10 protein-coding genes and 1 riboswitch are annotated in these 12,832 nt (G+C 70.8%); of the genes, 7 read left to right on the top strand and 3 right to left on the bottom strand.

The features are described 5' to 3' along the window. Positions 1–86 precede the first annotated feature (86 nt). Entirely contained in the window at positions 87–452 is a 366-nt protein-coding gene (locus tag ACFUO4_RS26725; protein WP_383489301.1) for a ferredoxin, read from the top strand. A gap of 114 nt (positions 453–566) precedes the next feature. On the opposite strand, the gene ACFUO4_RS26730 is transcribed toward ACFUO4_RS26725, so the two are convergent. Continuing rightward, the gene (locus ACFUO4_RS26730; RefSeq protein ID WP_383489304.1) at positions 567–1,130 is read right to left on the bottom strand and encodes a histidine phosphatase family protein; all 564 of its coding nucleotides are present in this window, start codon (positions 1,128–1,130) and stop codon (positions 567–569) included. A gap of 94 nt (positions 1,131–1,224) precedes the next feature. Beyond that, positions 1,225–1,381: riboswitch (cobalamin riboswitch) on the top strand. A gap of 37 nt (positions 1,382–1,418) precedes the next feature. Here ACFUO4_RS26730 and ACFUO4_RS26735 point away from each other — a divergent pair. From ACFUO4_RS26735 to ACFUO4_RS26755, 5 genes are all read left to right on the top strand, one after another. After that, positions 1,419–1,640 carry a CbtB-domain containing protein gene (locus ACFUO4_RS26735; protein ID WP_329332169.1) on the top strand — a complete coding sequence of 74 codons (222 nt, stop codon included), beginning with the start codon at positions 1,419–1,421 and terminating at the stop codon, positions 1,638–1,640. A gap of 25 nt (positions 1,641–1,665) precedes the next feature. After that, positions 1,666–2,430, top strand: a complete 765-nt coding sequence (locus ACFUO4_RS26740) for a CbtA family protein (RefSeq protein WP_383489308.1) — start codon at positions 1,666–1,668, stop codon at positions 2,428–2,430. Positions 2,431–2,567: 137 nt separating this feature from the next. Continuing rightward, positions 2,568–3,746, top strand: a complete 1,179-nt coding sequence (locus tag ACFUO4_RS26745) for an acyl-CoA dehydrogenase family protein (protein WP_383489311.1) — start codon at positions 2,568–2,570, stop codon at positions 3,744–3,746. 9 nt (positions 3,747–3,755) lie between these two features. Then, positions 3,756–4,598, top strand: a complete 843-nt coding sequence (locus ACFUO4_RS26750) for an oxygenase MpaB family protein (RefSeq protein ID WP_383489314.1) — start codon at positions 3,756–3,758, stop codon at positions 4,596–4,598. Between the two features lie 62 nt (positions 4,599–4,660). Then, positions 4,661–6,901, top strand: coding sequence for a tetratricopeptide repeat protein (locus ACFUO4_RS26755; RefSeq protein ID WP_383489317.1), 2,241 nt, complete (start codon positions 4,661–4,663; stop codon positions 6,899–6,901). Positions 6,902–6,916: 15 nt separating this feature from the next. Here ACFUO4_RS26755 and ACFUO4_RS26760 read toward each other — a convergent pair whose 3' ends face one another. Continuing rightward, a complete protein-coding gene (locus ACFUO4_RS26760; RefSeq protein WP_383489320.1) occupies positions 6,917–7,207 on the bottom strand; it encodes a hypothetical protein in 291 nt (96 codons plus the stop codon). 75 nt (positions 7,208–7,282) lie between these two features. Between ACFUO4_RS26760 and ACFUO4_RS26765 the strand changes: the two genes are divergently transcribed. Continuing rightward, positions 7,283–8,851 (top strand): phytoene desaturase family protein, encoded by a 1,569-nt coding sequence (locus ACFUO4_RS26765; protein WP_383489323.1) that lies wholly within the window; start codon positions 7,283–7,285, stop codon positions 8,849–8,851. Between the two features lie 13 nt (positions 8,852–8,864). Here the strand turns inward: ACFUO4_RS26765 and ACFUO4_RS26770 are convergent, their stop codons facing one another. After that, positions 8,865–12,818: a HEAT repeat domain-containing protein gene (locus tag ACFUO4_RS26770; RefSeq protein WP_383489326.1), complete on the bottom strand. Its 3,954-nt coding sequence runs from the start codon at positions 12,816–12,818 to the stop codon at positions 8,865–8,867. Positions 12,819–12,832 lie beyond the last annotated feature (14 nt).

Here is a 12,832-nt window from a genome sequence, read left to right on the forward strand (position 1 = left end):
GCGAACCCGACGGCCGTGACCGGCGGAAACCTGCGGCACAGGGGTTTGACGCGAAATGCGGCGGCTACCCGCGCGGTGTGACAGCGATGACACCCCAACAGGAGCTCATCCGGTTCCTGGAGGACCGCTTCGCGTGTGCGCAGGCGTGCACCGAGTGCGCCCGGGCATGCGCGGTGCGTGCCAGCCTCGTGGATCCGGACGGGACCGAGCAACAGGAACTCGTACGACGCAAGGGCATCATGTGCGCGGAGGTGTGCGACGCCACGTGCCGGGTGCTGTCCGAGCAGAACCGGCTGGACGAGGGCGGTATCCGCGTCCAGCTGGAGTGGTGCCGGACGGTCTGCCTGGAATCCGCCCACGCCTTCGACGGCGAGCCGGGAGCGGAGGACGCGGCGAAGGCCTGCCGGGAGTGCGCCCAGGCATGCACGGACTTCATGGCCACGCTGAACTGAGGCGGGCGTTTCCCTCGGAGTGCCTCAGAAGAAGCTTCAGAGGAGTTTCCGAGGGGCTTCTGAAGGGCCTCAGAAGGGCTTCTGAAGCGGCTCAGAAGGACTTCAGAAGGAGCTTCAGAGGGGCCGCCCCATCCGGACGTTCCAGCGCCCCGCTCGCCCGCTGAGTTCGACGGCGGTGAGCGGTGGTACGTCCGTGCGCCAGAAGGCCGGCCCCGGCACCCCCAGCGCGTGGACGAGCGCCGCGCGGACGATCTCGGGTTCGGCCACGGCGATCGTCCACCCCGTCTCCGCGGCCAGTGCGTCCAGCCATGCCCCGACCCGTGCGCACAGCGCGGCCACCGACTCCCCGCCGTGCGGCGTCGCTTCGGGGTCGGACAGCCAGCGCGTCAGCGCCTCCGGCTCCGCGGCACCCACCTCGGCCAGCGTCGACCCGCGCCAGCGCCCTGTGTCGAGGGCGGCCAACTCCGGTGCGTCCAGGGCGTCGAGACCGAGCGCGCCGGCCGTCTCACGGCAGCGCACGGTGGGGGAGGAACAGACCCGGTGTGCCGTCGGGAGCGTGCCCGCGGCGGCCTTCGCGCCGCGCAGGCCGGAGGCGTCCAACGGCCAGCCGTCATCGAAGCGGGCCTCCCGCAGGGCCTCGCTGATCGCGGGTGAGATCAACATCACTCGGCTCGTCATCCGCCCATTCCCCCGCTCAACACCCTTTCTGTACCGCCTATTTGACATGCGCACAGCGCTCCAGGGGCGCTTGTGGCCGGACCATGCGCTCTTGGCCCCATCCCTCCCACGCGGTACCTTCTCGTCGATATCGACGACGGTTCGGTGGAAGCCGGTGGGATTCCGGCACGGTCGCGCCACTGTATGCCGGGCACGCGCCTCAAAGGGTGCGGGCCGGGTGAGTCAGACCCGCCCCGTCGTCCTGTGCACCACCGAGACGGGACGCGAGTTCCCCCAGGAGGTCCTGCCATGGCGCAGACCGTCGCTCAGCCGACAACCAGTTCCACCGCCGTACCCGCCAAGCTGCCGATCGGCGCCATCGCCCCCTGGGCGGTCTTCTTCGGCGTCCTGATGCTGGTCCTGCTCTACTTCGTCGGCGCCGAACAGGGCGCCACCTCCCTGCTGTCCGGCGAGGGGGTCCACGAGTGGGTGCATGACGCCCGCCACCTGCTCGGCTTCCCGTGCCACTGACAGCGGCGAGGAAGCGTATCCGCGCATGAACTCCGCAACTGTCAGAAACCTCCTGGTCCGCGGCATGCTCGCGGGCCTCGTCGCGGGACTGGCCGCGCTCGTCGTCGCGTACTTCCTCGGGGAGCCGCGCGTCGACCAGGCCATCGCCTTCGAGGAGGCCCACGCGCACGAGCACGGCGGCGAGGAACTGTTCAGCCGTACGCTCCAGTCCACCGCGGGCCTGTCCACCGGCGTCCTCGTCTACGGGGTCGCCTTCGGGGGCATCGCGGCGCTGGCGTACTGCTTCGCGCTCGGCCGGATCGGCCGCTTCGGGCCGCGCGCGAGCGCGCTGCTCCTGGCGGTCGCCGGGCTGGTCGCGGTGTACGTCGTGCCGTTCCTCAAGTACCCCGCCAACCCGCCGGCCGTCGGTGACCCCGACACGCTCGACCAGCGGACCGCGCTGTTCTTCCTGATGATCGTCCTCAGCGTGCTGCTGACGGTGGGCACGGTCATCCTGGGCAAGCGGCTCGCACCCCGGCTGGGCAACTGGAACGCCACCCTCGCCGCGGGCGCGTTCTTCGTCCTCGTCGTCGGGCTGGCGTACGCGTTCCTGCCGTCGTTCAACGAGGTGCCGGAGCACTTCCCGGCCGCCCTGTTGTGGCAGTACCGGCTCGCCGCGCTCGCCGTGCAGGTGACCCTGTGGACCGCCTTCGGGCTGGTCTTCGGGCTGCTGGCGGAGCGGCAGCTCGCACCGAAGCCGGCCGAGCGGTCGGCGGGCGCGGACACCCGGCCGGCTCCCGTCGCCCACTGAGCAGTTCACCACCGAACGGGCCCTCGCATCGCGGGGGCCCTTTCGTATGCCTCGGTGCGGCCTTGCCATTCCCTATTTCTGGAACACGTTCTACCGTGTGCGCCGTCAGGACCGGTCCCGGGGAGCCTGGAGGCGCCGTGCATCTCGCATACACACCCGAGCAGCAGCGGCTGCGCACCGAACTGCGCGCGTACTTCGCCGCGTTGGTGCCGGACGACGCGAACGCCCGGCACGGCGACCGGCGTGAGCAGAAGCGCTTCTACCGCGAGATCATCCGGAAGCTGGGCGCCGACCGCTGGCTGGGCGTGGGCTGGCCCAAGGAGTACGGCGGCCGCGGACTCACCGCGATGGAACAGTTCATCTTCTTCGACGAGGCCGCCCAGGCCGGCGTCCCGCTGCCGCTGATGGCCCTGAACACGGTCGGCCCGACGATCATGCGGTACGGCACCGACGAGCAGAAGGCCTACTTCCTCCCGAAGATCCTCTCCGGCGAGATCGACTTCGCGATCGGCTACAGCGAGCCCGACGCCGGTACGGACCTGGCGTCCTTGAAGACGCGCGCGGTGCGAGACGGAGACGAGTACGTCGTCAACGGCCAGAAGATCTGGACCACCAACGGCGACACGGCGGACTGGGTGTGGCTCGCGACCCGCACCGACCCGGCCGCGCCGCCGCACAAGGGCATCACCATGCTCCTGGTCCCGACCACCGAGCCCGGCTACTCCTGCACCGTCATCAACACCCTCGCCGGCCATGACACCACCGCCAGCTACTACGAGGACATCCGCGTCCCCGTCTCGCGCCGGGTCGGCGAGGAGAACCAGGGCTGGCGGCTGATCACCAACCAGCTCAACCACGAGCGCGTCACCCTCGCCGCCCACGGCACCATGGCGATCCGCGCCCTGCACGACGTCCAGCGCTGGGCCATGGAGACCAAGCTCGCCGACGGCCGCCGCGTCGTCGACCTGCCCTGGGTGCGCCGCCGTCTCGCCCAGACCCATGTGAAGCTCGACGCGATGAAGCTGCTCAACTGGCAGATGGTCAACGCCGTCCAGAACGGCACGCTCACCCCCCAGGACGCCTCCGCCGTCAAGGTCTACGGCTCCGAGGCCCGCCGCGAGGCCTACGCCTGGCTCATGGAAGTGGTCGCCGCGGCGGGCGCCCTGAAGGAAGGCTCCGCGGGCACGGTCCTCCACGGCGAACTGGAGCGCGGCTACCGCTCCGCGGTCATCTTCACCTTCGGCGGCGGCAACAACGAGATCCAGCGGGAGATCATCTCGTGGATCGGTCTGGGGATGCCGAGGGTGCGGCGTTAGCCTGCGGGTATGGCAGATCCGGGGCTGTTCACGCCGAACTCGGTCACCTGGCAGATGCACGGCGACCCGATGATGTGGGTCGCCGGTGTCCGTGCGTTGTATCTCCAGGCGCTTCATCCGCGTGCCGTGCGCGGGGTCATGCAGAACTCCGACTTCCGGCAGGACGCCTGGGGCCGGCTGCTGCGCACCGCGAACTTCGTCGGGACCACGACGTACGGCACCACGGAGGCCGCCGAACGGGCCGGCGCCCGGGTGCGGAAGATCCACCGCATGCTGTCCGCGACCGACCCCGACACCGGCGAGACGTACGGCGTCGACGAACCCGAGCTGCTGCTGTGGGTGCACTGTGCGGAGATCGACTCCTACCTGCACGTCGCCCGGCGCTCCGGATTCCGCCTCACCGACGAACTCGCCGACCGCTACATCGCCGAACACCGGGTCAGTGCCCGCCTGGTGGGCCTCGACCCCGACGCCGTACCGGCGAACCAGGCCGAGATGGCCGCCTACTTCGAGAAGGTGCGGCCCGACCTCGCCGCCGGACCCGAGGCGCGCGCCGTGGACGACTTCCTGCTCCGTCCGCCGACGCACCCCCTGCTCGTCCCGGCGCGCGCGGTGCTGTGGCGGCGCGTGGCACACCTGGCGTACGCCGCCCTGCCGCCGTACGCCCACGAGTTGTACGGCAGACCGGCCCCGCGACCGGCCACCGTCACCCGCCAGTTGCGTGTCACGGGCACCCTGTTGCGCTGTGTTCCCGCACGTCTGCGCTGGCAACTGCCGCCCAAACACATCCTCCGCGCCATGTCACGGCTCGGCCCCGGCTCCCGCCCGGCACCGTACAAAGTCGGGAGATAGCTCGCCATACTGGACGGACCAGGGGTGGAGCGGCGCGACTTCGACGGGGGCGATCGCAGCAGATGGGGGACAGCAAACTGATCCAGGGCCGCTACCGGTTGCTCGACCTGATCGGGCGCGGCGGCATGGGCGAGGTGTGGCGGGCCCGCGACGAGTCGCTGGGCCGCCATGTCGCCGTGAAGTGCCTCAAGCCGCTCGGCCCTTCCCACGACCAGACCTTCACCCGCGTCCTGCGCGAGCGGTTCCGGCGGGAGGCCCGCGTCGCCGCCGCCCTCCAGCACCGCGGGGTCACCGTCGTCCATGACTTCGGCGAGGACGACGGCATCCTCTACCTCGTCATGGAGCTGCTGGAGGGCCGCAACCTCAGCCAGCTCCTGGAGGACAACAAACAGCATCCGCTGCCCGTCGCGGACGTCGTCGACATCGCCGACCAGGTGGCGGCCGCACTCGCCTACACCCACCAGCAGGGCATCGTGCACCGGGACCTGAAGCCCGCGAACATCATGCGGCTGACCGACGGCACCGTGAAGATCTGCGACTTCGGCATCGCCCGGCTCGGCCATGACATCGGCTTCACCTCCCGGCTCACCGGCACCGGCATCGCGATGGGCACCCCTCACTACATGTCGCCGGAGCAGATCGGCGGCTCCGAGGTCGACCAGCGCAGCGACCTGTACTCGCTGGGGTGCGTACTGTACGAGATCACCACCGGGGTGCCGCCCTTCGACCTCGGCGACGCCTGGGCGATCCTCGTCGGCCACCGCGACACCGCGCCCCGCCCGCCGCGCAGCCACCGCGCCGAGGTCCCCGCCTACTTCGAGAAGATCATCCTGGACCTGCTGGCCAAGCTGCCCGAACAACGTCCGCACGACGCGCGCGAGTTGGGGCGCCGCATCAGCCTGGGCCGCACCACCCCGACGTACGTGCCCACCGTGGTGACCCCGCAGCCGACGCTCCGCCCGGCCCTCGAACCGCCGTCCCGCGAGACGCGCCTGCCCTCCTGGACCCGGGGGATGACCACCGGCCACAAGGCGATCGGGCCCGGCGTCGGCCCCGCGCCGCCCGCGGAGGGCGCGGCCCTGACCGGCGAGTGGATCCCGCGCACGATCGTCGCCAGGCCCCCCGAACCCGTCCCCGACGAGCCGCCCGCGCCGTCCCAGGAGGCGATCACCGCCCTGGCCGGACGGCACAACGCAGGGCTCAGCCTGGGCCGCCTCGGGCGCTGGGCGGAGGCGGGCGAGGTGCACCGCGCGGTCGCCGCCGAACGCGAGCACCTCCTCGGGCCCGACCACCCGGACACCCTCGCCAGCCGCTACGAGGTCGCCTTCACCCTCTCCCGCACCGGCCGCGCCGCCGACGCCCTGCGCGAGTACAAACACGTCGCCCGCGCCCGCAGCCTCGCCCTCGGCCCCGACCACCCCGACACCCTCGCCGCCCGCCAGGAAATGGCCTACGTACTGGGCCAGTTGGGCCGCCACTTCGACGCCCACCAGGTCTACTCGTCCGTACTGTCCGCCCGCGAGCGCACCATGGGCGCCGACCACCCCGACACCCTGCGCTGCCGCCACAACCTCGCCTTCAACCTCAGCCGCCTCGGCCGCCTCGAGGACTCCTACCGCATGGCCCGCGACGTGGCCGCCGCCCGCGAACGCGTCCTCGGCCCGACCCACCCCGACACCCTGGTCACCCGCTACGAAGTCGCCTACGCCCTCGGCCAGTTGGGCCGCTGGCCCGAAGCGCTGCAGACCTACCACGAGGTCGCCGAGGCCCGCGCCCAGGCCCTCGGCCCCGAGCACCCCGACACCCTCGCCGCCCGCTACGAGGTCGGCATCAGCCTCGGCCGCCTCGGCCGCAGCGCCGAGGCCCTCCAGCTCTACCGCGACCTCATCGAGGACCGCACCCGCGTCAACGGCCCCGCCCACCCCGAGACCCTGCGTGCCCGCCACGGCCTCGGCGTCAACCTCGGCCGCCTCGGCCGCTGGGAGGAGGCCCTCGCCGAGTCCCGCGACGTGTGCGCCATTCGCGAACGCGTCCTCGGCCCCGAGCACCCCGACACCCTGGTCAGCCGCCGCGAGGTCGCCGTCGGCCTCGGCTGGCTGGGCCGCTGGGCCGACGCCCTCACCGAGTACCGCCGCGTCGCCACCGCCCGCGAGCGCGTCCTGGGCGCCGGCCACCCCGACACCCTCGCGAGTCGCAACGACGAGGCACACTGCCTGGAGCAGCTCGGGCGCGGCGCGGAGGCGGTCGAGCTGTACCGGAGGGTGGCGGTGCTGCGGCAGCAGCACGTGGCGGGCGGCGGCTGAACCGACGGCGCCGCCTCAGCGCGCGCGGCCCGGGTACTCCGGACGCGGAAAGTTCGAGCCGCTGATCACGGTCCAGCACCGAAGACAGTAGATCTCGTCCTCGTCCTCCTTGAACAGGAGATCCTCCGGCTGACCCGGCGCCGCCCGGGCCACCGCGAAGTCGATCGGATGTTCGAGGAAGCACTGCGGGCCGCCCTGCTGGTGCCAGAACGGGTCGACGGCGGACGACGGGTGGTACCGGACCGCGTTCCCGGCCCGCACCAGATGGTCGATCAGGTCGTACATGTGCTGCCGCGTGTGCTCCATGCGCCGAGTCTGCACCCCGGCGCACGATGCGTCGCTCCTCTGGCCGACCTAGATCATCGCGTGTTACGAAGGGGCATGCCTGCACTCCCTGGACACACGTACGACGTCGTCATCGTCGGCGGCGGACACAACGGCCTCGTCGCCGCCGCCTACCTCGCCCGGGCCGGACGGTCCGTCCTGGTCCTGGAGCGGCTCGACCACACCGGCGGCGCCGCGATCTCCACCCGGCCCTTCGCCGGCGTCGACGCCCGGCTGTCGCGCTACTCCTACCTGGTCAGCCTGCTGCCGAAGAAGATCGTCCGGGATCTGGGCCTGGACTTCCGCGTCCGCACGCGCACGATCTCCTCGTACACCCCCGTGGAGCGGGACGGACAGCCGACCGGCCTCCTGGTCGGCGGCGGCGAGCGGCGCACCCGAGAGGCCTTCGCCCGGCTCACCGGCGGCGAGCAGGAGTACCAGGCCTGGCAGCGCTTCTACGGCATGACCGGCCGCGTCGCCGAACGGATCTTCCCGACCCTCACCGAACCGCTGCCCACCCGTGAGGAGCTGCGCCGCCGGGTGGACGACGAGGAAGCCTGGCGGACCCTCTTCGAGGAGCCGATCGGCGTCGCGGTCGAGGACCGTTTCGCCGACGACCTGGTCCGGGGAGTCGTCCTCACCGACGCCCTCATCGGCACCTTCGCCGACGCCCACGACCCCTCCCTCAAGCAGAACCGCTGCTTCCTCTACCACGTGATCGGCGGCGGCACCGGCGCCTGGGACGTCCCCGTGGGCGGCATGGGCGCGCTGACGGACGCGCTGGCCGCGGCGGCAGGGGACGCGGGCGCGGTCCTCGCCACCGGCCACGAGGCGGTACACATCGCCACGGATGGCCGTACGGCGGAGGTGACGTACCGGACGGACGGCGACGAGAGCGTCGTCGCGGCGCGGCACGTCCTGGTGAACGCCTCCCCGCAGGCGCTGGCCGAACTGACCGGCGACGCGCCCCCGGCCCCCGCGGAGGGCGCCCAGCTCAAGGTGAACATGCTGCTCAAGCGGCTGCCGAGGCTGCGGGACACCTCCGTCGACCCGCGCGAGGCGTTCTCGGGGACCTTCCACATCGCCGAGGGCTACGAGCAGCTGGCCACCGCCCACGCGGAGGCCGCCGCGGGCCGGCTGCCGTCCGCGCCGCCCTCGGAGATCTACTGCCACTCGCTCACGGACCCGTCGATCCTGGCGCCGGAGCTGGTGGAGCAGGGATACCAGACCCTGACGCTGTTCGGGCTGCACACGCCGGCGCGGCTCTTCGACGCCGACAACTCCGGTGTACGCGAGGAGCTGTTGAAGGCGACCGTCGCCCAACTCGACACCCACCTCGCCGAGCCGATCGCGGACTGCCTCGCAACCGACGCGGAGGGCCGTCCCTGCATCGAGGCCAAGACGCCGTTGGACCTGGAGCGTGATCTGCGGCTGCCTGGGGGCAACATCTTCCATCGCGACCTTGCCTGGCCGTACGCCCAGGAGGAGACCGGGCGTTGGGGCGTCGAGACGCGGCAACCCAATGTGCTGCTGTGCGGGGCGGGTGCGGTGCGTGGGGGTGGGGTGAGTGGGGTGCCGGGGCACAATGCGGCGATGGCGGTGCTGGAGGCTCAGGCGGCGCGGTGAGGGTCTGGTGTCGTCAGGTCGAGGGTGGGAGCCAGGCGAGCGTGAGGGGGTAGCGCTTCGCCAACTCCTCGTATCGGGAACGGACTTGTCGGAGCGGGAGCCGCACGGCGTTGGCGTACGCCGGGAGGGCTGACTCCGTGATCTTCTGCTGAGGGTCGATGCCGGGGGCGACACCGTCGCAGTCCCTGGACAGCAGCATCCGGTCGACATGGTCGCTCTCCAGGGACGCGAGGGCCCAGAGCGCCTCGCGCCGTGTCATCGCAACGTCGTGGGACATGGGCTCGTGCAGCGTTTCGCGGGCCCCTGTGTCACCCAGCTCCATCCGTGCCGTAAGCACTCGGAAACGGAGCTGAGGGGAGGCGTCCGCCTTAAGTTCCGACAGTGGCTGCAGCGCACGTGGGTGGCCGATCCCGGCGAGTGCCTCGACCAGGTGCGCCAGCAGGCTGACCTTCGGGGGTGTTGCGTCGGCAGCGACCCTGAGCGCGCTCAGCAGGGGGTCGACGGCCCTGGGGTCGGCCAGACGGCCCAGCGCTCTCACGACCGCAGGGGAGGTTGTGCCACTGTCATCGCGCAGGGCGTCGAGCAGGGGCTGCACCGCCCGGGAGTCACCGAGAAGCCCGAGCGCCTGCGCGATGACGGGATCCACGCCGCGCCGGGCCAGGGTCAGCACGCCGAGCAGGGGATCCAGGGCCCTGGGATCGCGGAGTTTCCCGAGTGCCGTCACCACTGCGGCACGCTCCGCTTTTTCGGTGTGGGGGAGGGCGTCGAGCAGGGGTTGGACTGATCGTGGGTCGCCCAGTTCCCCGAGGGCCGTGGCGACGGCGTGGTTCGTGGTGCCGTCGGGGGCCGTGAGGACGGCGAGCAGGGGTTCCACTGCGCGGGGGTCCCCGAGGGTGCCGAGCGCCTGGACGACAGCCGTGTGCACGTCTCCGCCGGTGTGGGGGAGGGCGTCGAGCAGGGGTTGGACCGCTCGTGGGTCGCCCAGCATCCCGAGGGCCGTGGCGACGGCGTGGTTCGTGGTGCCGTCGCGGGCCGTGAGGACGGCGAGCAGGGGTTCCACCGCGCGGGGGTCCCCGAGGGTGCCGAGCGCCTGGACGACGTCGTCGTCCGCCGCCCTGTCTTCGTCGGTCAGTACCCCCAACAAGGCGTCCATGGCGAGCGAGCCATCCAGTCGTGCCAGCAACAGCGACGCTTCGCGCCGGACGTCCGCGCGCCGGTGTCGGCTCGCCTGGACGACCGGCTCGGCCATCTGGGGAAACAGGGCGAGGTACTTCTCGCCGAGCTGTCGCCGGACGTCCCGGTCGGCCGAGACGTAGGCGTCCATCGTGGCCGGGGCCATCTCGTCGTGCCGTGGCACCTGGGTGTTGTCGAAGCACCACAACAGAAACAGGACGGCCTGAGGAGGGAGCCGCCTCGAGGCCACGGCATCGGCGAGATCCGCGAGTTCGCCGGGCGTCGGCTCCCAGGTCGAGGGCTTTTTGATCCATCCAAGAGCCCACGCTGCCGCAGTGGCCTCGCAAGGTCCCCTGGACAGGGTGGACGTGAGCTTCGCGGTCAGATCGGGGACCTGGACGATTCTGCGGGTATAGGCGATCTCCATGAGTGCCAACGCGGCTTCGACGACCACCTCGGGCTCCGACCCGTCGAGGAGGGCGACCTGGTTCCGGACCCAGTCGGACAGAGCTTGCTCGTCGATCGGTGCCGACCGGCCCAGGACCATGGCGGCGGGGCCGGCCAGGCGGTGGTACTCGGAGGGATTGAGCAACCACTCGGCGACGGTCCTCCGGCTGAGAACCGCGGCCCAAGCGGAGCCGCCCACCTCTTCAAGAGTGAGGTCTGCGACGGTCTCTGCGGGGCCGGTTCCGTCGTGGTCGGTCAGCTCGGCGACGAACCGGGTGATGATGTCGGCCGCGACCTCCTCGCTGACGTTGGGTTCATCGGCCAGGCACGCACACGCGAGCGCTGCCCGCGCCCGTGCCGTCGTGGCCGCGTCCTCCCCGGGCAACGGCGTGGCGATGGCCCGGAGAACATCGTCCACGTCATCGTCGTTGCAGGTCATCACGGTCAGCCGGATGGCCTCCCGCCAGTTCTCGGCGATCACGGCCTCCACGCGATCCGTCGCCGTCTCGACGGGGGAGGTCTGCGCGGTCAGCGCGCCTACCTGTTCCGCGAGCGACATCTGCCGATTGCGTCCTGGGTATCTCCGCGCGACAAGGGCCAGGCCCGCCAGGTACTCCTGAAAGGTCAGATGCCGGAACTCATAGACCGGGATCAGCTCGCCGTCATGGCTGACGTGCCCCGATTCGACGAGGATTCCGGTCTGCCGTTCCAGTCGGCGCAGGAACTCGACGGCGGAACGCTGCCGGACCGCGCGCACGGCGGGAAACTCCCTGCGCATCCGCTCCAGGGTGTCGACGACCTTGTCCTGCCGAATCTGCTGGTCCCCGGACGCGCACATCGAATACGCGAGGTACTGCAACTGCGGAAGCGCCTCATGAGGATCCATGCGCTCGTCCACGTCACTGCGCCAGTGCAGCAACACGTCGACGGCCTCCCGGTACAGGTCCGCCCGGCGGCTCGGCAGCTTTCCGACCTTCTTCTTCACCAGCGCCATGGTGGTGAGCAGCATGGGGCTGCCGGTCAGACGCTCGATGCGGTCCGTGCTGTGGATGTCGCTGATGAGTTCCTGTGCCGCCGACTCACGCCGTGCCGGCGATTCGGTCACCACACACCAACGGCGGGCGAAGTCGTCCTTGTCCTCGGGTGTCAGCTCCTGGACCGTGACGTGCTCGAAGCCCCGGGTGATCCGCAGCTTCATCTCCCGGTATCCGACGATCCGGGACGTGACGATGACGGGGGCCTCGGGGAAGGCGAGGTGTATTTTCTCGACCTTGCGGCAGAACCGGGCCCGTAGACCGGCGTCCGAGATCTCGTCCAGGCCGTCGATGAGCAGCAGCACCCGGCCCTCCCGCATGCGGCGCAGCAGGAGCGGGGTGAGCTCGGCGGCCTCTTCGCTGGAGAACTCCGTGTCGCACAGATGATGCTGGATCATGTCTTCCAGCGACCCGGCGATCCTGCTCGTGTCGAGATCACGGCAGCGGATGAGCAGGGGGAGCCAGTCGGCGTCGGGCAGGGTGTCGACGTCCGGGAGCTGGCTCCAGTCGGGGTCGGACTTCAGGCGCAGCAGATACGCCGTCGCGATCCACCGCAGCATGGTGCTCTTGCCTGCGCCCGGGTCGCCGAGGACCACCAGGTGCTTGGAGTGGGTGAGCCGCTCTCCGACCGAGAAGCGCGATCCGGCCTCTTCCTGGTCTTCCTCCGGTTCCTCGTCCTGCTCCTTGCGCCGCGCTTCGAGATCCTGGAGCTTTCGGTCGAGGTCGTGCGACTCCATGCCCGGGGGAACGTCCACCGTGACGCGTAGCGACACGTACAGACTCCGCAGCAGCAGGTCCCTGGTGATGAGTTCACGGTCCCCGATGGGGAAGTTGGCGAGATCGACGATGTCGCAGGTTTCCAGGGCGAGTTCGCGATATCGCTGTTCGAGCTGGTCCAGCCGCTGCTCGGCGCCGGCCGGTTTCCGGGTCGGGTAGTACTCCGACAGCGCCGCCAGGAGCTCGGTGACGGCCCTGGCGGGGTCCTCCCAGTACCGGGCGATCCGGCCGTCGAGCGTCAGGAAGTCGAGATAGGCGTTCTCTTCCATCTGGAGCGCGAAGATCCGGGCCTCTTGATGCCGTCTGACGGCGTTGACGAGGAAGTGGGCCCAGCCGGTTCCCATCGCCTGGACGGTTCCGCACAGCACCACCGGACTGCCCTGCGCGATCGCCTGCGACGCCTTCTGCACGAGGGAGTCGCCGACGAACAGACTGCCGTGGTGCACGACTTCGTACCCGGCGTCCTCCAGCGGTCTCGCGACCTCGGCGGCCACCGCCTCGTCGCCGTCGGCATGCGCGATCAGGATCTGGACCATCGTGCCCCCGAACA

It is taken from the genome of Streptomyces sp. NPDC057280, from assembly GCF_042668605.1.
GTDB lineage: Bacteria > Actinomycetota > Actinomycetes > Streptomycetales > Streptomycetaceae > Streptomyces.